General features: G+C 58.0%; 19 protein-coding genes. 7 read left to right on the top strand and 12 right to left on the bottom strand.

Annotated features, from left to right (window positions below):
* Window positions 1-52: 52 nt before the first annotated feature.
* Complete coding sequence (locus IYV58_RS08475; protein ID WP_004135264.1) at window positions 53-775, top strand: ABC transporter ATP-binding protein; 723 nt, start codon at window positions 53-55, stop codon at window positions 773-775.
* On the opposite strand, the gene bioD is transcribed toward IYV58_RS08475, so the two are convergent.
* From bioD to bioB, 4 genes are read right to left on the bottom strand one after another with little or no spacing between them, the layout of a single operon-like run.
* Window positions 717-1,439, bottom strand: a complete 723-nt coding sequence (gene bioD, locus IYV58_RS08470) for a dethiobiotin synthase (RefSeq protein WP_142468784.1) — start codon at window positions 1,437-1,439, stop codon at window positions 717-719. The two genes, IYV58_RS08475 and bioD, sit on opposite strands and share 59 nt — an antisense overlap.
* Window positions 1,432-2,187: a malonyl-ACP O-methyltransferase BioC gene (gene bioC / locus IYV58_RS08465; RefSeq protein ID WP_004130659.1), complete on the bottom strand. Its 756-nt coding sequence runs from the start codon at window positions 2,185-2,187 to the stop codon at window positions 1,432-1,434. The genes bioD and bioC overlap by 8 nt, the downstream gene beginning before the upstream one ends.
* Window positions 2,171-3,328 (bottom strand): 8-amino-7-oxononanoate synthase, encoded by a 1,158-nt coding sequence (bioF, locus tag IYV58_RS08460; RefSeq protein WP_123828329.1) that lies wholly within the window; start codon window positions 3,326-3,328, stop codon window positions 2,171-2,173. Before bioF ends, bioC begins: the two co-directional genes overlap by 17 nt.
* Window positions 3,325-4,365 carry a biotin synthase BioB gene (bioB, locus tag IYV58_RS08455; RefSeq protein WP_049113316.1) on the bottom strand — a complete coding sequence of 347 codons (1,041 nt, stop codon included), beginning with the start codon at window positions 4,363-4,365 and terminating at the stop codon, window positions 3,325-3,327. Before bioB ends, bioF begins: the two co-directional genes overlap by 4 nt.
* Before the next feature lie 85 nt (window positions 4,366-4,450).
* Between bioB and bioA the strand changes: the two genes are divergently transcribed.
* Both bioA and IYV58_RS08445 read left to right on the top strand, forming a co-directional pair.
* Window positions 4,451-5,740 carry an adenosylmethionine--8-amino-7-oxononanoate transaminase gene (gene bioA, locus IYV58_RS08450; protein WP_049113319.1) on the top strand — a complete coding sequence of 430 codons (1,290 nt, stop codon included), beginning with the start codon at window positions 4,451-4,453 and terminating at the stop codon, window positions 5,738-5,740.
* Between the two features lie 69 nt (window positions 5,741-5,809).
* Window positions 5,810-6,286, top strand: a complete 477-nt coding sequence (locus tag IYV58_RS08445; protein WP_004130651.1) for a kinase inhibitor — start codon at window positions 5,810-5,812, stop codon at window positions 6,284-6,286.
* Window positions 6,287-6,386: 100 nt separating this feature from the next.
* Here the strand turns inward: IYV58_RS08445 and IYV58_RS08440 are convergent, their stop codons facing one another.
* From IYV58_RS08440 to hutI, 6 genes are all read right to left on the bottom strand, one after another.
* The gene (locus IYV58_RS08440; RefSeq protein WP_004130642.1) at window positions 6,387-7,769 is read right to left on the bottom strand and encodes an amino acid permease; all 1,383 of its coding nucleotides are present in this window, start codon (window positions 7,767-7,769) and stop codon (window positions 6,387-6,389) included.
* 100 nt (window positions 7,770-7,869) lie between these two features.
* The gene (hutH, locus tag IYV58_RS08435; RefSeq protein ID WP_004130641.1) at window positions 7,870-9,393 is read right to left on the bottom strand and encodes a histidine ammonia-lyase; all 1,524 of its coding nucleotides are present in this window, start codon (window positions 9,391-9,393) and stop codon (window positions 7,870-7,872) included.
* Complete coding sequence (gene hutU / locus IYV58_RS28275; protein ID WP_004130640.1) at window positions 9,390-11,078, bottom strand: urocanate hydratase; 1,689 nt, start codon at window positions 11,076-11,078, stop codon at window positions 9,390-9,392. Before hutU ends, hutH begins: the two co-directional genes overlap by 4 nt.
* A 145-nt stretch (window positions 11,079-11,223) precedes the next feature.
* The gene (locus IYV58_RS08420; RefSeq protein ID WP_004130638.1) at window positions 11,224-11,949 is read right to left on the bottom strand and encodes a histidine utilization repressor; all 726 of its coding nucleotides are present in this window, start codon (window positions 11,947-11,949) and stop codon (window positions 11,224-11,226) included.
* A 54-nt stretch (window positions 11,950-12,003) separates the two neighbouring features.
* Window positions 12,004-12,960, bottom strand: a complete 957-nt coding sequence (hutG, locus tag IYV58_RS08415; protein ID WP_004130636.1) for a formimidoylglutamase — start codon at window positions 12,958-12,960, stop codon at window positions 12,004-12,006.
* Entirely contained in the window at window positions 12,957-14,174 is a 1,218-nt protein-coding gene (gene hutI, locus IYV58_RS08410) for an imidazolonepropionase (RefSeq protein WP_142444902.1), read from the bottom strand. Before hutI ends, hutG begins: the two co-directional genes overlap by 4 nt.
* A 230-nt stretch (window positions 14,175-14,404) precedes the next feature.
* On the opposite strand from hutI, the gene IYV58_RS08405 reads away from it, so the two are divergent.
* The 3 genes from IYV58_RS08405 to IYV58_RS08395 all read left to right on the top strand — a co-directional run bounded on the left by IYV58_RS08405 (window position 14,405) and on the right by IYV58_RS08395 (window position 16,932).
* Window positions 14,405-15,688, top strand: a complete 1,284-nt coding sequence (locus IYV58_RS08405; RefSeq protein ID WP_004130632.1) for a putative acyl-CoA thioester hydrolase — start codon at window positions 14,405-14,407, stop codon at window positions 15,686-15,688.
* 412 nt (window positions 15,689-16,100) lie between these two features.
* Window positions 16,101-16,319 carry a hypothetical protein gene (locus IYV58_RS08400; protein ID WP_004130630.1) on the top strand — a complete coding sequence of 73 codons (219 nt, stop codon included), beginning with the start codon at window positions 16,101-16,103 and terminating at the stop codon, window positions 16,317-16,319.
* 58 nt (window positions 16,320-16,377) lie between these two features.
* Window positions 16,378-16,932 carry a LuxR C-terminal-related transcriptional regulator gene (locus IYV58_RS08395; RefSeq protein ID WP_004130629.1) on the top strand — a complete coding sequence of 185 codons (555 nt, stop codon included), beginning with the start codon at window positions 16,378-16,380 and terminating at the stop codon, window positions 16,930-16,932.
* 93 nt (window positions 16,933-17,025) lie between these two features.
* On the opposite strand, the gene IYV58_RS08390 is transcribed toward IYV58_RS08395, so the two are convergent.
* A complete protein-coding gene (locus tag IYV58_RS08390) occupies window positions 17,026-17,757 on the bottom strand; it encodes a MerR family transcriptional regulator (protein ID WP_004130627.1) in 732 nt (243 codons plus the stop codon).
* A 187-nt stretch (window positions 17,758-17,944) separates the two neighbouring features.
* Window positions 17,945-19,168 carry a diguanylate phosphodiesterase gene (locus IYV58_RS08385; protein ID WP_004130625.1) on the bottom strand — a complete coding sequence of 408 codons (1,224 nt, stop codon included), beginning with the start codon at window positions 19,166-19,168 and terminating at the stop codon, window positions 17,945-17,947.
* Between the two features lie 335 nt (window positions 19,169-19,503).
* Between IYV58_RS08385 and ycgZ the strand changes: the two genes are divergently transcribed.
* On the top strand, window positions 19,504-19,746 hold the full coding sequence (ycgZ, locus tag IYV58_RS08380) for a regulatory protein YcgZ (protein WP_004130623.1): 243 nt from the start codon (window positions 19,504-19,506) through the stop codon (window positions 19,744-19,746).
* Window positions 19,747-19,765 lie beyond the last annotated feature (19 nt).

Below are 19,765 nucleotides of genomic sequence, written 5' to 3'. Positions count from 1 at the left end.
GATTTGCAGAATCTTCTTGTCGCCTGCTATCCCAGGAAAGGAGAAAACGTCTATGTTGAGTCTACGTGCCGTGAATCACTATTACGGAAGCCAGCACACGCTGTGGAATGTCGACCTCGAGCTCAGGCCCGGTAAATGCACCTGCGTAATGGGGCTTCAGGGGATGGGTAAAACCACGCTCGTCAATTGCATTACCGGCCATCTGCCGGTGGCCAGCGGCAGTATGACCTGGCAGGACGGCGGATCGGCGCCCTATGATCTGATGCCGCTCTCCGCGCAGTCGCGCAGCGCCATAGGCATTGGCTACGTCCCGCAGGATAAACGGATTTTTTCACAGCTGAGCGTCGAGGAAAATCTGCACATCGCCCTCGCGGCGGGCGGTGAACCGGCATCAGCGGTCGCCGGAGAGATTTACGATCTGTTTCCCGAGCTGTACGCTCTGCGGCAAAGTAAAGGGATTACCCTGACCGCCGACGACCAGTACCAGCTGGCGCTGGCGAGAGCGCTGATAACCCGCCCGCGCCTGCTGATCCTCGACGAGCCCTCACGCGGCGGCGGCCAGCGTTTCCTGCACAAACTTGGGGATTTACTGATGCGTCTGAACCGCGATATTGGCCTGACGGTGCTGATCGCCGAACAGCATCTGCCGTTTATTCGCCGGGTGGCGGATCGTTTCTGTCTACTGCACTGCGGACGCAGCGTCGCTCAGGGCGACGTTAACCAACTGGATACTCCACTGCTGGCGAAGTGGATGACGCCCGATCCAGCGCGCTGAGGTCGAGATACTGTCCCAGATCCTCACGCTGAACCGCATTCGCCAGCCACGGGATCTCGCCGAGCAACGGCGCGGGCAGTACGCGCTTCAACGTCGCCAGATACTCAGAGTGGCGCCTGCCCGGCGGCTGGATATCATTGGCTATCCAGCCCGCCAGCGGCAGCCCGGCCTGAAGCACCGCCTGAGCGGTAAGCATCGCATGGTTGATGCACCCCAGCTTAACGCCGACCACTAAAATCACCGGCAGCCGCTCTTCCCGTACCCAATCGGCAAAGGTCAGCGTCTGCGAAAGCGGCGTAAACCAGCCCCCTGCCCCTTCCACCAGCAGCCAGTCAGACAGCGCTTCCAGACCGCGCAGGCCTGCAGAGATCGCGGCGGCGTCGATCGGCCTCCCTTCTTCGGCGCTGATAATATGCGGTGACGTCGGCTCAGCAAAGGTGAACGGGTTGACCTGCTCGTAGCGTAGCGCCACCCGGCTATTGCGCTGTAAAGACAGCGCATCCTCGTTGCGCAGACCCTGCGGCGTATATTCGCTGCCGGAAGCCACCGGTTTGTAGCCCGCGCTCTTAAATCCTTCGCGATTGGCCGCCTGCAGCAGAGCGCAGCTGGCGACGGTTTTACCCACCTCGGTGTCGGTGCCGGTAACGAAAAAACGTTTAATCACGTTCGATAACTCCTGTGAAAAGATGATACGTCAGCGGACACTGGCCCTGCTGCTGCGGCCAGGCGAGCTGAAGCTGCCTCAGCTTGCCGCGGCTGAGCGTAGCCGCGCCGCGCCCGTGGTGTAGATGGGTCGCGCCAATGCCTTTAAGCGAGCGCATCGCGCTGAGCGCGTCGGCAAACGGCAGCGTGATGGCGTGGACGTGGCCGCTGGCGCGGCGACCGGCCAGCGTCTGGCGCACCGCCTGCTCGCTGAGAAAACGGTTGGCGTGCGGCCGCGCATCGATGGCTCGCCAGGCCTGATTGAGCTCAGGTAAAGAACCTGACAGCAGCGTACTAAACGCGACGCGCCCGCCGGGCCGTACCACCCGGGACAGCTCATCAACGGCGGTAGCGAGATTGTCGCACCACTGAACCGCAAGATTGCTCCACGCCAGGTCAACACTACCGTCCGCCAGCGGCAGCGCTTCGATGTCGCCCTCCAGGTAGCGGTGCGCGCAGTTTCCGCGGCGGGCTTCCGCCAGCATGTCGACGGAAAGATCCAGTGCCGTCACCCGGCTCCCTGCATCGCGCCAGAAACGGCTTATGCTGCCGGGGCCGCAGCCCGCGTCCAGCACCTCAGGAAAGGTCTTGATATCCAGCTGTTCCAGCAGCAGAGAGGCACTTAGACGCTGTAATTCGTCGTGCTGGGTATAATGCCCCGCCGCGCGGCCAAACGCCGCCGCGATGGCGCGCTTATTCACCGCCGTCATGCAGCACCTCCAGCAGGCGAGCGATATCGGCAGACTTATGCGCGGCGGTCAGCGTCAGGCGCAGCCGCGCGCTGCCGGCGGGGACCGTCGGCGGGCGGATTGCCGTCGCCCAGCAGCCTTCCTCGCGCAGACGCGCCGCCAGCCGCAGCGCGCGCGCGTTATCACCGACGATCAGAGGCTGAATCGCGCTGCCAGAATCGGTGAGTTCACCGGGATAGTGGGACATTCCCCGGCGAAAGTCGGCGATATGGCCGGCTAGGGTTTCCCGCCGCTGCTGACCCTCGTCACTGCGAATCACGGCCAGCGCGGCGCTCAGCGCCACCGCTTGCGCCGGGGGCATGGCAGTGCTGTAAATCAGATGGCGGGCAAACTGCAGCAGATAATCCGCCAGCGCCTCGCTGCACAGCACCGCCGCGCCGCTGACGCCAAACGCTTTACCGAAGGTGACGATAAGCAGATCCGGGAGTATCTGCTGCGTATGGCAGCTGCCGCGCCCCTCTTCGCCGAGCGCGCCGATACCGTGCGCGTCGTCAACCAGCAGAAGCGCGCCCGCGACCCGCGACGCCTGGCAAACCTCCGCCAGCGGCGCGCTATCGCCGTCCATGCTAAAAATGCCTTCGGTCACCACCAGTTGCTGGCCAGTAAGCGGTTTCGCCAGCAACTCGTCAAGATGGCGGCAGTCATTGTGCTGAAAGCGTCGCAGCTGCGCCGGGCTCAGGCTGGCGGCTTCCAGCAGCGATGCGTGGCTGAGACGGTCGGCGACAATCCGATCCTCTTTGCCCGCCAGCGCGGCAATTACCGCCTGGTTCGCAGCAAAGCCGGAAATAAACAGCAGCGCGCGCGGATAGCCCAGCCAGTCGGCCAGCTGCTCCTCCAGCGCGCGGTGCGCCTCGCTATAGCCGCTGACGTGGCCGGAGCCGCCGCTGCCGACGCCGTAGCGCTCCGCGCCCTGCTGCCAGGCCTTGACGACAGCCGGATGCTGGCTGAGGCCAAGATAATCGTTGCTGGAAAAATTGAGCCAGCGCCGTCCTTCGCGGCTGAGCCAGCGTCCTGCGCCCAGCGTCACCGGTAGGCGACTGCGCAAGGCATCCGCCGCTCGCCGCTCCTCCAGCGCCAGCTCGATACGGTGCTGCCAGCTCATAGCGCCGCCGCGTTGTAATATTCCTCGGTATCCGGATTCATCAGCGCCTGCTCCAGGCGCTGCTGCTGGGCGTTATCGCCTTCCAGCACCGCGGTCTGCTGCGGGTTAATGCCCAGCTTGCGGAACAGCTGCAGGTCTTTGTCCTCTTCCGGGTTTGGCGTGGTCAGCAGCTTGCAGCCGTAGAAAATCGAGTTCGCTCCGGCCATGAAGCACATCGCCTGGGTCTGTTCGTTCATCTGTTCGCGCCCGGCGGAAAGACGCACGTGCGAGGTTGGCATCATGATGCGCGCAATGGCGATAGTACGAATAAAATCAAAGGCATCCACGTCGTCGTTGTCCGCCAGCGGCGTGCCTTTAACCTTCACCAGCATGTTGATCGGCACGCTTTCCGGCGGCGTCGGCAGATTGGCCAACTGCAGCAGCAGCCCGGCGCGGTCTTTAACCGTTTCGCCAAGCCCGACAATCCCGCCGGAGCACACTTTAATCCCGGCATCGCGTACCTTGTCGAGGGTATCAAGGCGCTCCTGGTAGGTGCGGGTGGTGATGATATTGCCGTAGAACTCCGGCGAGGTATCAAGGTTGTGGTTGTAATAATCCAGACCGGCGCCGGCCAGGCGCTGCGCCTGGCTATCGTTGAGCGTACCGAGGGTCATGCAGGCTTCCAGCCCCAGCGCTTTCACCCCTTTCACCATCTGCTCAAGATACGGCATATCGCGATCGTTCGGATTCTTCCACGCCGCCCCCATACAGAAGCGGGTTGAACCGGCTTGTTTCGCCTGTCGCGCCGACTCCAGGACCTGTTCAACTTCCATCAGGCGCTCGGATTCGAGGCCGGTTTTATAGCGCGCGCTTTGCGGGCAGTATTTGCAGTCTTCCGGGCAGGCGCCGGTCTTAATCGACAGCAGCGTGCTGACCTGAACCTGGCGCGGGTCGAAGTGCTGGCGATGGATCTGTTGCGCTTCAAACAGCAGGTCCAGAAAGGGTTTATTAAATAACTCAGTAACTTGCGACATTGTCCAGCGGAGGTGGTGAGCCATTAGCCTCTCCCAAGGGTTTTGTTAATTGTTGGTTCGGTTTATACTCGTAAACCTAAATGTTTTCAAAATGGTTTACAAGTCGATTATGACAACGGACGATCTCGCTTTCGATCGGCGCCACATCTGGCACCCTTACACTTCAATGACTTCGCCGCTGCCGGTCTATCCGGTCGTGGCCGCCCACGGCTGTGAGCTGACCCTCGCCGACGGCGGGCAGCTGGTTGACGGCATGTCGTCCTGGTGGGCGGCTATTCACGGCTACAACCACCCGCGGCTGAACGCGGCGATGAAAGCGCAGATTGAGCAGATGTCGCACGTGATGTTCGGCGGGATCGTTCACCCTCCCGCGATCGCCCTGTGCCGCCAGCTGGTGGCGATGACGCCGGAAAGCCTTGAGTGCGTGTTCCTCGCCGATTCCGGTTCCGTCGCCGTTGAAGTAGCGATGAAAATGGCGCTGCAGTACTGGCAGGCGAAGGGCGACCCGCGCCGACGCTTTCTTACCTTCCGCAACGGCTATCATGGCGATACCTTCGGCGCGATGTCGGTCTGCGATCCGGCGAACTCAATGCACAGCCTGTGGCAGGGTTATTTGCCCGATAACCTCTTCGCCCCGGCGCCGCAAAGCCGCTTTGACGGTGAATGGGATGAGCGGGATATCGTGCCGTTCGCCCGGCTGATGGCCGCCCATCGTCATGAAATCGCCGCGGTGATCCTCGAGCCGATTGTCCAGGGGGCGGGAGGCATGCGGATGTACCATCCCGAGTGGCTCAGGCGGATCCGCAAGATGTGCGATCGGGAAGGCATTCTGCTGATTGCCGATGAGATTGCCACTGGCTTTGGCCGAACGGGTAAGCTGTTCGCCTGCGAGCACGCGGCTATCGCGGCGGATATTCTGTGCCTCGGCAAAGCGCTGACCGGCGGCACCATGACGCTCTCCGCCACCCTCACCACTCGTCAGGTGGCGGAAACCATCAGCGACGGTGAAGCCGGCTGCTTTATGCACGGCCCGACCTTTATGGGCAACCCGCTGGCCTGCGCGGCGGCGACCGAGAGCCTGCGCCTGCTGGAAAGCGGCGAATGGCAGCAGCAGGTGGCGGCCATTGAAGCGCAGCTCAACGCCGAGCTGGCGCCGGCGCGCGAATCCGCGCAGGTTGCCGATGTGCGGGTGCTGGGAGCCATTGGCGTGGTCGAGACGCATCGGCCGGTCAACATGGCCGCTCTGCAGCGCTTTTTCGTCGAGCAAGGCGTGTGGATCCGCCCGTTCGGGCGCCTTATCTACCTGATGCCGCCGTACATCATTACGCCGGCACAGCTAAGCCGCCTGACGCGGGCGGTTAACATCGCTGTTCAGGATGAAACATTTTTTAGCGAATAAGCGACGGTAAAGGCGCGCCTCACGCGCTACACTTCTTTGCTAATCAGTGAATTAATGCGAGGAGAGACGATGAAATTAATCAGTCATGATTTGCAGGATGGCGAGAAGCTGCCCAATCGTCATGTCTTCAACGGTATGGGCTACGATGGCGATAATATTTCGCCGCATCTGGCGTGGGACGATGTCCCGGCCGGAACCAAAAGCTTTGTGGTGACCTGTTTCGATCCCGATGCGCCGACCGGCTCCGGCTGGTGGCACTGGGTGGTGGCCAACCTGCCGGCCGATACCCGCGTGCTACCGCAGGGAGCGGGCTCCGGGCAGGCGGAACTGCCCGAAGAAGCGATACAGACCCGCACCGATTTTGGCCAGGCCGGGTACGGCGGCGCGGCACCGCCAAAGGGCGAGACCCATCGCTATATCTTTACCGTCCACGCGCTGGACGTCGAAAAGATTGACGTCGATGAGGGCGCAAGCGGCGCGATGGTAGGCTTTAACGTCCATTTCCACAGCCTCGGCAGCGCGTCGATTAGCGCCCTGTTTAGCTAACGATCCCGGATTACGGCGTAAACGCTTTATCCGGGCTACGAGTTCATGCAATTTGGTCGCCCGGGTAAGGCGTTAGCCGCACCCGGGAAAACCAAAACAATCACGACTCCGTCATCGCCAGCACGGCGTTTTTGCGCACCCGCGCAAACCACACTGCCGTCAGCAGTCCGAGCCACACCAGACCGGCGATCAGCGCAATCCGCGTCTCTTCCACCATTCCGAGCACCGCAATTACCAGCCCCATAAACAGCAGCGTCAGCAGCGGCGCAACCGGCCAGAACGGCACCGGGAACGCGATATTGCCGCGCTCTTCCGCGGACAGGCCGCGACGCATCGCAAAGTGGGCGAGCAGGATCATCACCCAGACCCACACCGTCGCGAAGGCCGCCAGCGAAGCGATCAGCACAAACACCTGCTCCGGCATCAGGTAGTTCAACACCACCGCCGCCAGCAGCGCCACGCCCATCACCACCACCGTCATCCACGGCACGCCGTTGCTGGCGATACGCTGGAAGCTCTTCGGCGCCAGCCCCTCTTTCGCCATACCGTACATCATGCGCCCCGCGCCGAAAATATCGCTGTTGATCGCCGAAATACTGGCGCTGATGACGATGATATTCAGAATGGTGGCCGCCGCAGGAATACCCAGACCCTCAAAAATCAGCACGAAAGGACTGCCCCGCTCGCCGAAGCTATTCCACGGGAATATCGCCATCAGAATGGCCAGGGTGCAGACATAGAACAGCACGATACGCAGCGGGATAGTGTTGATCGCCTGCGGGATCACCTTCTGCGGATTCTTCGCTTCCGCCGCGGTCACGCCGATAATCTCGACGCCGCCAAAGGCAAACATCACGATACCGAGCGAGGCAATAATCCCCTCCCAGCCGTTAGGGGCAAAGCCGCCGTGGCTCCATAGGTTCTCCAGCCCGGTTGCCGGGAAAGCATTACCGAACCCGAAGAAAATAATGCTGCCGCCCGCCACAATCATGGCGATAATCGCCACCACTTTGATCAGCGACAGCCAGAACTCCATCTCGCCAAAAACGCGCACGCTGCACAGGTTCATGGCGCCGATAAAAAAGATAATGCTTAGCACCCAAATCCAGCGCGGAACATCGGGATACCACAGTCCCATATAGATGCCGAAAGCGGTAACGTCCGCGAGGGCGACGATCACCATTTCAAAAGTGTAGGTCCAGCCGGTGATAAACCCCGCCAGCGGACCAAGATACTGGCGCGCGTAGCTGCTGAAGGAGCCGGAAACAGGGTTGCGTACCGCCATTTCCCCCAGCGCGCGCATCACGATAAACACCGCCGCGCCGCCGATCAGATAGGCCAGCAGTACCGCCGGGCCCGCGGCTTTGATCGCCGATGCCGAGCCGTAAAACAGCCCGGTACCGATGGCGGAGCCGAGGGCGATAAAACGAATGTGCCGGGCGTTCAGCCCGCGCAGCAGGTGTGGCTTGTTTTGTTGTTGCATATGCAAGTGTCCTGATAGTTTTTATACGACGACAAATATGCGTGTAGGGTGGCCGGGAAGAAGCGATCCCCCCGGCGCGGGTACAGAGAACAGCGATGATTTAGAGCACGGCGGGCAGCAGCCGCGTCAAATGACGCGCCGCCAGAAGCGCAATGGCGTTTTCGATATCCGGGGCGAAGAAACGATCCTCGGTGTAATGGGTTACCCGTTCGCGTAGCAGGTGTCGCGCCTCTTCCAGCAGCGGGCTACTGGTCAGGCCTTCGCGCATATCCAACCCCTGTACGGAAGCCAGCCACTCAACGGCCAGCACGCCGCGGGTATTTTCCGCCATCGCCCACAGGCGACGCCCGGCGGCCGGCGCCATGGAAACGTGGTCCTCCTGGTTGGCTGAGGTCGGCAGACTGTCCACGCTGTGCGGATGCGACAGCGCTTTGTTCTCACTGGCCAGCGCCGCCGCCGTCACCTGGGCAATCATAAAGCCGGAGTTGACGCCGCCGTTTTTCACAAGGAACGGCGGCAGCTGCGACATATGGCTGTCCATCATCAGGGCGATGCGGCGCTCCGACAGCGAGCCAATTTCGGCAATCGCCAGCGCGATATTATCCGCCGCCATCGCCACCGGTTCGGCGTGGAAGTTACCGCCGGAAATCACGTCGTTCTCGCTGGCAAATACCAGCGGGTTGTCGGATACCGCGTTGGCTTCCACCAGCAGCACCTCCGCCGCCTGGCGAAGCTGGGTCAGGCAGGCCCCCATCACCTGCGGCTGACAGCGCAGAGAGTACGGATCCTGCACCTTGGTACAGTTATGATGCGACTGGGAAATGGCGCTGTCGTCGGTCAGCAGATGGCGATAGAGCGCCGCGGCGTCAATCTGCCCGCGCTGGCCGCGCGCTTCATGAATGCGCGGGTCAAACGGCCGGCGCGATCCAAGCGCCGCCTCGGTGGTTAACGCCCCGCAGACCACCGCAGAAGAGAACAGATCTTCGGCTTCGAACAGGCCGCGCAGGGCAAATGCCGTCGAGGCCTGCGTGCCGTTGAGCAGCGCCAGTCCCTCTTTCGCCGCCAGAGTAATCGGCTCCAGCCCGGCTTTACGCAGCGCTTCCGTCGCCGGCAGCCACTCCCCGCCGCGCACCCGCGCTTTCCCCTCGCCAAGCAGGGTTAAAGACATATGCGCCAGCGGCGCGAGGTCGCCGGAAGCGCCGACCGATCCCTTCGCCGGGATCCACGGCGTCACACCCGCGTTGACCAGGCCAATCAGCGCCTGGATCACGCTCAGGCGAATCCCGGAAAAGCCGCGCGACAGGCTGTTAATTTTCAGCACCATAATCAGACGCGCGAGGTCGTCATCCAGCGGTTCGCCTACTCCCGCCGCGTGCGACAGCACCAGCGAGCGCTGCAGGTTTTCCAGGTCTTCGGTAGAGATGCGGGTTTGCGCCAGCAGGCCAAAACCGGTGTTGATACCGTAGGCGGTGCGACCTTCCGCCAGAATGGCGTTAACGCAGGCGACGCTGTCATCAATCGCCGCGAACGCGCTTTCGTCGAGGGCGAGCTTTAGCGGCTGGCTGTAGACGTCGCGCAGCTGCGACAGGCTGAGTTGACCCGGAATCAGTGTTAAAGCGTTCATTTAGCGTGCCCCTGCGTTGCTGCCACCATCGGAAGATTCAAACCTTGTTCTGTCGCGCACTCAATCGCGATATCGTAACCTGCATCGGCATGACGCATCACGCCGGTCGCCGGATCGTTGTGCAGGACGCGGGCGATGCGCGCGGCCGCCTCATCAGTACCATCGCAGACGATAACCATACCGGAGTGCTGCGAAAAGCCCATCCCGACGCCGCCGCCGTGGTGCAGCGACACCCAGGTCGCACCGCTGGCGGTATTCAGTAAGGCGTTGAGCAGCGGCCAGTCGGAAACGGCGTCGGAACCATCGCGCATCGCTTCCGTTTCGCGGTTCGGGCTGGCGACGGAGCCGGAGTCAAGGTGGTCGCGGCCAATGACGATCGGTGCGGAGACTTCACCGCTGCGCACCATTTCGTTAAACGCCAGCCCCAGCTTCTGCCGCCATTCGAGACCTACCCAGCAGATACGTGCCGGCAGTCCCTGGAAACTGATACGCTCGCGGGCCATATCCAGCCAGTGGTGCAGGTGCTTATCGTCTTTAACGATCTCTTTTACTTTGGCGTCGGTTTTATAGATGTCCTGCGGGTCACCGGACAGGGCAACCCAGCGGAACGGGCCGATGCCGCGGCAAAACAGCGGGCGGATATAGGCGGGTACAAAACCGGGGAAAGCAAACGCGTTGTCAACGCCCATCTCCTGGGCCATCTGGCGAATGTTATTACCGTAGTCAAACGTCGGCACGCCCATTTCGTGGAATGCCAGCATCGCCTGCACGTGGTCGGCCATTGAGCGCTTCGCCGCCAGGATAGTGCCCTGCGGGTCTGACTCGGCTTTCGCCTGGTACTCTTCCCAGCTCCAGCCTTTCGGCAAATAGCCGTGCAGCGGGTCGTGGGCGCTGGTCTGATCGGTCACCATATCCGGGCGCACGCCGCGCTTGACCATTTCCGGCACGATGTCGGCCGCGTTTCCGCACAGGGCGATAGAGATCGCCCGGCCTTCGGCGGTGTATTTTTTGATGCGCGCCAGGGCGTCATCCAGCGACGTCGCCTGTTCGTCAACGTAGCGGGTACGCAGACGGAAATCGATACGGCTTTGCTGGCATTCAATATTCAGCGAGCAGGCGCCCGCTAAGGTCGCGGCCAGCGGCTGCGCGCCGCCCATGCCGCCCAGACCGGCGGTCAAGACCCAGCGTCCTTTCAGGCTGCCCTGGTAGTGCTGGCGGCCGGCTTCAACGAAGGTTTCATAGGTGCCCTGCACGATGCCCTGGCTGCCGATATAGATCCAGCTGCCGGCGGTCATCTGACCGTACATCGCCAACCCTTTGGCATCCAGCTCGTTAAAGTGTTCCCAGGTTGCCCAGTGCGGCACCAGGTTGGAGTTGGCGATCAGCACCCGCGGCGAATTTTCATGGGTTTTGAATACGCCCACCGGCTTACCGGACTGCACCAGCAGGGTTTCATCGCTCTCCAGGTTTTTCAGCGCCTTCACGATGGCGTCGTAGCATTCCCAGTTGCGCGCCGCGCGCCCGATACCGCCGTACACCACCAGCTCATGCGGGTTTTCGGCGACATCCGGGTCAAGGTTATTCATGAGCATACGCAGCGGAGCTTCGGTCAGCCAGCTCTTCGCATTTAGCGTCGTGCCACGCGGTGCACGGACGTCCTGCTGGCGGTATTTGCTTTGCGACATCGGGGGGGGTTCTCCTGACAATTAACGTTGTGTACGTAGATACATATACTTGTCTATACAAGCATGCGCAAGCCAGGATTTAACACAAATGATACATTTTTGTTATATTGCGTCAGCAATCACGTTTTGCTGACGCGCAGGGAGATCAGGACGCAAAATGGCCCTGCAGACGGTAGCGGCTGCCGGGGAAAAGCAGGCGCGCGTGGGAGACGATATGGGTAGTGGACCAGGTGCGGCGGCGGATCAGCAGACAGGGGTCGTGCGGGTGAATATGCAGCAGCGCGCACTCCTCAGCCGTTGCCTGCACCGCCTCGACAATGTGCTCCCCTTCGGTCAGCGGGGCGATCAGCGACAGATAGTCGTGGGGCGTGGTGGCGGTATAGTCCTGACGCAGATAGTCCGGCACCACGGCGGCGTTGACGCAGCGGTCCTCAATCTGTACCGGGACGTCATTTTCAAAATGTACCATTAGCGAATGGAAAATCCGCGTACCGGCGGCCACGTTCAGCGCCGCGGCCTGAATCAAGTCGGCCTGCGTTTCCTCCAGCAGCAGCACTTCACAGCGGTGCTGATGGCGGCGCGAAGCAATTTCTTCGGCGATGCTGCGCACTTCAAACAGCGCCGACTGCCCTTTCGGCTCCGCGACAAACGTCCCTACCCCCTGTAATCGCACCAGCAGGCCTTCATCGGTCAGTTCACGCAGCGCCCGATTGATGGTCATGCGGCTAAAGCCAAACTGCGCCACCAGTTCCGCCTCCGAAGGAATGCGATCGTGCGGACGCCAGACGCCGCTGTGGATCTTTTCGCTGATAGCCTGCTTCACCTTTTCATAGAATGGCGCAGGCGCGGAACGAGGTTGCGGTGAGAACATGGCCGGGCTTCCTTGTGCAAATGGGCGGCGAAACGTCCAGAATATACCGAATCGCTACCGCCACCAATGGGCGATTTGCCACGCCAGGCGGGCTGCCGTGCGGGCTCCACGGCTATCAATATCGTACTGCGGATTAAACTCCACCAAATCCACCGCCTGGAGCTTACCGCTGCGGCACAGCGGCTCGACGATGCGCAGCAGCATGGCCATCGGGATGCCGAGCGCGGCAGGCGCGGAGACGGCGGGCATTTCACTGGCGGGCAGCACGTCGAGATCGATAGTCAGATACAGACGATCGTAGCGGGCGATATTTCGCGCGATCTCCGGGATCGCTCGCGCCTCGAAAGCGGTAAGCACATCGAGATCTTCAATAATCGTCACCTCGCGGCGGGCGGCCTCGTCCAGCAGCGCCTGGGTATTGGCGGCGCGGCTCACGCCGATGCAGGCGTAATGAAAAGCGCGCCGCTGCGCTTCGCAGGCCAGCGCCAGCTGACGGAACGGCGTACCGGAGCTGGCCCGGTCGGCGATACGTAAATCCAGATGCGCATCAAGATTAATAATGCCGACCTCCTCCCCCGGGAACGCGTCCAGAACCCCGGCGCCGTGGCCGAAGGCCGTCTCGTGCCCGCCGCCGAGGACCAGCGTACGCTTGCCCGCGCGTTGGCAGGCGGTTACCGCTTCGCGCAGCGCCTGCTGTGCCGCCTCCAGCGCGTCGTCCACCACATGGATAGTCCCCATATCCACGCAGCGGTCGTGTCCATCATGGCTGGCCATATTTGCCAGTGCCCGGCGCAGGGTTTCCGGCCCCATTTCAGCGCCGGTGCGCCCTTTATTGCGCCGAACCCCTTCATCACAGGCGAATCCAAGCAGGGCAATCTCGCCAGCCAGCTTCTCCGGCTCAAAACGCTCGGCCCGGACGATAGTCTGAAACAGGCGCAGTGCGTTGGCCGCCTCCGCGCTGTCGTCGCGTCCCTGCCAAAGCGCGGCGGGGGTAGGTTGCCATAGCTTCATACGATTTCTCCACGAACGACCCGCTGCCAGAGCGGACTGCGCCCGGGCTCATAAACCATCTCCACCGGATGCTCCGCATCCCAGATAGCGAAATCGGCAACAAAGCCCGGCGCCAGCTGGCCATGGCTCGCCTTGCGGCCCAGCGCCTGCGCCGCATGACGCGTCACGCCTGCCCACGCCTCCTCCGGCGTTAAGCCAAATTTCACACAGGCCATATTCATCGCCAGATGCAGGCTGGCAAAGGGGCTGGTGCCGGGATTGTAGTCCGTCGCCACCGCCATCGGGACCTGATATTCACGCAGCAGTTCAACCGGCGGCCTGCGGGTTTCGTTAAGGAAATAGAACGCGCCGGGCAGGAGCACCGCCACGGTGCCGCTGCGACTCATCGCCGACACGCCTTCTGGCGTCAGGTATTCGATATGGTCGGCGGAAAGACCGTGATAGCGGCTCACCAATTCAGCGCCGCCCAGCGAAGAGAGCTGCTCGACGTGCCCTTTTACCGGAATACCCAAAGCCTGGGCCGTGCTGTAAACCCTTTCCGTTTGCGCCGGACTAAAGCCAACGTTTTCGCAGAAGGCATCAACGCTTTCAAATAGCCCCTCTTCCCACAGCGTGGGAAGAATGGTTTCACATACCAGATTAATATAACCGTCCGGGTCGCCTTTATATTCCGGCGGCGTGGCGTGGGCGGAGAGCAGCGTGGGGGAAATCTCAACGCTATGCGCCGCGGCAAGCTGTTGTACAACCCGCAGCATTTTACGTTCGTTTGCGAGATCCAGCCCGTAGCCGGACTTGATCTCGAGAGTAGTGACCCCTTCGCGCAGCAGACGAGCCAGCCGCTGTCGGGCCAGCGCCAGCAGTTCGGCTTCGCTGCTGTCGCGGGTAGCCCGCACGGTCGCGTTAATACCGCCGCCGTTGGCGTTAATGGTCTGGTAGGAGACGCCGTTGAGGCGCTGCTCCCACTCTTGCGCCCGGCTGCCGCCAAAGACCAGGTGCGTATGGCAATCTATTAGCCCCGGCGTAAGCAGTCTGCCGCCAAGGTCAATACTCTGCCCTGCGGGCGCCTGGCCTTCTGGCACAATGGCTTCGATACGTCCGTTGCGTACCAGCAGCGCATGATAATCCAGCAGCCCGTAAGGCTGAGAGGAACGAGGATCGAGCGTGGCCAGGCGGACGTTTCGCCAGATTACGCGTTCGGAAGGTAGGTGTGTCATAGCCGTCAACTTGTCATGGGTTGTATAGACATTTATTTTGATTCCGCGAAAAATGTCAACCCGACAGCGGCGAATGTTATTTATTTGTGATCAAAAGCGATCCATTCCAGCCGCTCGCTATGTAAAGGAAGCAACTTTTTTTCGCTACATCTTCCCGTTTCGCTTAAGTTGGTATAAAACAGCAGGCTTTAAAGGACTTATCCCCTTAATTTATTCTTGCCCGGAGCAATATGAACACATATTCCGTTTCCCGCCTGGCGCTGGCGCTGGCCTTTGGCGTGACGTTGTCCGCCTGTAGTTCGACGCCTGCCGATCAACAACCCTCCACGCAGACTGCGCCGGGCACGGCCTCTCGTCCTGTTTTAACCGCCGATGAGGCGAAGAACTTTTTACCGGCGAGCTATTTCCAGTCTCTCGATCCGAACGCTGCTGCGTGGACGCCGTCCGCCATCAGCCTTCCGGCGCAGCCGGATTTTGTCGTTGGGCCTGCGGGTACCCAAGGGGTAACCCACACCACCATTCAGGCCGCGGTGGATGCAGCGATTACCCGCCATTCTAATCGTCGCCAGTTTATCGCCATTATGCCGGGCGAATATGCCGGCACCGTATACGTGCCGGCGGCACCCGGCGCGCTGACCCTGTACGGCACCGGCGAGAAGCCGATTGACGTTAAAATCAGCGCCGCAATTGACTCAGAAATGGATCCGGTCTCCTGGCGTCACCAGGTCAACCCGGGCGGTAAATATATGCCGGGTAAACCGGCCTGGTATATGTACGACAGCTGCCAGAACAAACGTACCGCTACCGTTGGCGTGATGTGCTCAGCGGTTTTCTGGTCGCAGAACAACGATCTCCAGTTGCAGAACCTGACTATCGCCAACAACCTCGGCGACAGCGTTGACGCGGGTACCCACCAGGCCGTGGCGCTGCGTAGCGATGGCGATCGGGTGCAGATTAACCACGTGAACATTCTTGGCCGCCAGAACACCTTTTTCGTGACCAACAGCGGCGTACAAAACCGCCTGCAGGATAACCGTCAGACCCGTACGCTGGTCAGCAACAGCTATATAGAAGGCGATGTCGACATCGTTTCCGGCCGTGGGGCGGTGGTGTTCGATAATACCGACTTCCGCGTGGTCAACTCACGCACCCAGAAAGAGGGTTACGTCTTTGCTCCGGCGACCCTGAAGAGCGTGACCTACGGCTTCCTCGCAGTGAACAGCCGCTTTACCGCTTCCGGCGATAACGTCGCGCAGTTGGGTCGTTCTCTGGACGTTGACGGCAACACCAACGGGCAGGTCGTGATTCGCGATAGCGTCATTAATGAAGGCTTTAATGTTGCCAAACCGTGGGCTGATGCCGTCGGTTCAAACCGTCCGTTTAGCGGCAACACTGGTACCGCGGATGCCAAAGGCAACACGCAGCGGAACCTGAACGACACGAACTTCAACCGCATGTGGGAATACAACAACCGCGGCGTGGGAAGCTTTGTCGTCGCAGAACCGAAGCAATAACGCTCAAACCGAAAGGGGGAGCCCTTCCCCCTTTGTCTCTTTCTCTTCCCGCTGTACCCTTCCTTCTTCTTCACCACTATCCCCTCATCATGAAGGTTATTCCTGCACATACGCCGTTCTGTACAAGTTTTCTGCATTATCTTTACAATAAAATATTCATATAAAACAATAAATTAAAGAATTATTTAAAAAAAATAAACTAAATGTACAAAATTAATTCGTAAAAATTGTACATCCTGAAAATCGTGACTATAGTTATTACGTAAGTTTAAAATCCTGCATTACAGCATTCTTATGATTTAAAAAAATGCCCACCATTTCCTTGGGGATGGTGAAGAACCGTATCGCAAAGATGATGGCTAGCCACATCTTTGTTTGGTGATTAATTGCCTAATATGACTCGAGATATACTATGCAGACTAAAAACACAATTCCCGCAGAGTTTATTGCGAACTCTGCTTTGCTGAAAAATATCGAACATATGGTGCAGGCCCAGACGGAGAATGAAACCGTTAGCCACGATCGTTTAATCGTTGAAGTGCAGCATCGCCTGAATATCGAAAAAAATGAAATTCTCGCCGACTTATATATCCAAACGCTGCATATGCTTCGTGCCAAAAGTCATCATTAAGCGTGATATATGATTTGTTAAATCAAGCCTGCATTAACATTTCTGCCTCGGAGGACAAATGAACAACGACAAGCAAGGTCACTTTTTTAATCATTACGATCTTTGGATTAACAATAACCTTCTTCGTCAAGGATTACAGCTGATACTGGATTCGTTATCACCAGGCTGTTTCCATGGAAAATATGTCTTTTTCACCAGCGATAACTATTATGCGGTGCTCAATCATCATTATGATCGCAAAAGAGTTCGTTTTGTCCTGCTCACCGATGGCAATGATTTAAACTTTCTAAGCGAGCTGCCGATGTACAGAATTCCTGCACGCGCAACGCCGGCTGAGATAAAATCTTTTATTCTCCGCCCTACCTTGTTCGGCAAGAAGCCTGACAGAGAATCAGAAAATATTATTTTCACCAGCCGTGAAAAAGAAGTGATTCGTCTGATGAACAATGGCGAGGCGATGGTGAATATAGGGAAGTCCCTGAATTTACATATTAAAACAATTTATCAAATTCGCCTCACCTTAATTAAAAAACTTGGCTGCTCGGGCCGGACAGATTTTTTTAATATTAGCCGCAGCGAAACATTTAAAGCCTGGACACAGCTCAATTTCTGACAGTTACCGAACGGCCAGGCAGGTGTTGGTTCGGGAAGACAAGCGGCGGAATAACATCTCTAAAAATGTTCCGCTGCTAACCCTCTCTTACGCTTACTCTCCGTGAAACTCGATAGTGTAGCCCTGGCTTTGCCAGTGGCTCAGTAATTCTGCCTGCAAAGGGGTCAGCGCGCGGCCGGTCCAGACAAAAATATGCTGACCGGGGAATAACTCGGGGCGGGGAGAGTCAAGCGGCTCTGCCAGCACGTTGACATGCCAGGCGCGCTGCGATAAACGCCACGCTTCCAGCCACACCCGGGTACGATCTTCATTTCCCCAGCCTACCAGCAGGGTCTCTTTACCCACCTTTTTACGCGACTCCGCAAGAATAAGCGCCACGCAATCAATCAGGATACCGTCCAGCATGCTTATGATGGCCAGGGAAGTGTTCTGATCGAGATTGAGCTTGCTGCGCACCGGGATGAAAAGCTGGTCAATAAGTTTATCTACGGGATATTCATGGCTGAGTGACATGATGCGGGTACGTAATTTCGCAGGCTGTACAAGGCGCAGAAGAGACATCATTTCTTCCTGGAGCAGAACGCCTGCGTCGTGCGATTCAGGGTGCTGGCCTTCCAGTAGCGCCTTAACCTTGCCAACCGAAACCCCCCGATCGATCCAGCGTTTGATTTCCTCAATGCGCTGAACGTCCTCCTCGTCAAACTGGCGGTGTCCACCCTCACTTCTCTGCGGCTTGAGCAAACCATATCTCCGCTGCCATGCACGCAAAGTCACAGGGTTGATTCCGCAACGTTCGGCAACTTCGCCGATGCTGTAATGTGCCATTAGCGCCCTCTACCTGAAAATACTTTCCCGACTAAATTAACTAATTTAGCCGGATTGTACAATTAACTTTTCTTGTACAGTTAAAATAAACAGGTCGGACGCCAATGTACAGGTCAAAAAAGAATGATTATTTTACCCTTCGCTACGTTTTTTTTACGTAAACATGCACTCCGCCGCAGAAAAAAATTTATAGCAGCTCCCACGCTGTTTTTTTCTCAGGCCATGCTACCGCAGGAATTCCCCCCAGACACGGCCTGGCAAATAAATTTCCCTGGAAATGGATAATACCCGCGGACTCCAGCCACATCCACTCCTCCGGCTGCTCAATGCCCACCGCTGAAATGGCGATTTCCAGCGAATTACAGCATTTAATGATGGCCTGCACGATGGCCTGTTTTGGGCCGTGCTTATGAATATCCTTAACCAATTGGCGATTAATCTTAATGCGGTCCGGCTGAAACTGGGCCAACAGCAAAAGCCCGGCAAATCCGGCGCCAAAGTGATCGATCGCTACGCGAATTCCTGCGGACTTAAGCTTTCGCACGGAATCGGTGAATTCATCAATGCGGGAAATGGCTTCACTCTCGGTGAACTCGACGATAATTTGTTCTGGAATCAAACCATTGGATTCAATTTCCGCCAGCAGAAATTCGACGGCCCCGGAAATATTTACCAACGTCATCGGTAGCAGGTTAATCGACAGAGTGCGTCCATGCAGGCGCAGACGGCCCGCCATGGCAAATGCAATACGCTTGCTAAGGAGGTCCGTTGAGTACATTTCCTCTCGTGACAGCCCATCAAAATAGACTGCCGGCGATTCGCCAGAAGGGGTACGCAGCAGCGCTTCCACGGAGACGATCTCTTTCGCAAACGGGTCGATAACCGGCTGGAACGCGAAACTGCACTCGGCCCGCGCCAGCGGAGTATCAGGATACGAGGCTTCCCCTTCCGTCACAAAATCCCAGCTTTCGGCCGCAGGAATCTCGTAATAGTTCTCCTTTTCCGTTGCTTCCACGAAGGTACGGAAAAAATGGAGCGCTCTGTCGTCATAGGTGAGTTGATATTTCGTTGTGCCTTTATCCAGCACAACTTGCAGCACTTCATCGCGGTCATACTCTCGTAAATCAAAGAGTTCCATACCTATTTTGCCGAAGCGCCGCGTCGGACCATGATCCCTGAGCAGTTCAACAAGATTATGGTGCCGCGGGTCTGTGCAGATACGGCGATAAATTCCTTCAACCTTCTCTTCAGGCCCTTCTAATAATTGAAAAAAATGGGTGCCGTTAAAAAGCAAAATCCCCGACACGTCTTCCTGGCCATTTTTTACATTTGCTTCAGCAACCATGCTATCAAGCGATTTAATTGACACGTTGTCGCAGATATGGCTGCGATAAATGATGGTAGTGAGCATGAAATTTCCGACAGAAGAGATAAAACTAATGAGATATTACAGTAGCAGTTCCACTGCAATAAATCCTGTAAAACAACCGGTCTTCCTAACAAATATTTTGCATTAACCGACTCATTTCACTGCGATTCTTACCTGACGGCACACCTGTACAAGACGTACATCTTACGCTGGCGCTCCCCTCACAACAAAAAAGATAAAAAAAACATTTAAAATCAAATTGTTATAAAAAACATTAAAAAAAATAACATTTTTTCTTCATTTTTTATGTACAAGTTAGCAATCATTGTATAACTTTAATCGCAAGTTTACTGATGATTGAACTGACAGGAGCACATATGCAGCAGAACGGTTACATTCCTGACACGGCTAACGCTATTGCCCACTACTTTAATAAAGCTTCACTGCCTTCGCAGCAGGAAACGTTAGGGCAGATAGTGATGGATATCCTCAATGAAGGACGGAACCTTAATCGCAAATCCCTGTGTACAAAACTGTTGGCTCGCCTCGAAGTCGCTTCTGGGTTTGAAGAAGAGATCCATTATCAAACGCTGATCGGCCTCCTGTTCGAGAACCAGTGATAAAAGTTCCTCCGGCTAT

Origin of the sequence: Klebsiella sp. BDA134-6, assembly GCF_015601345.1 — a bacterium.
In the GTDB taxonomy this organism is placed as follows: domain Bacteria; phylum Pseudomonadota; class Gammaproteobacteria; order Enterobacterales; family Enterobacteriaceae; genus Klebsiella; species Klebsiella grimontii.
This window is presented reverse-complemented; position numbering and strand designations above follow the sequence as displayed.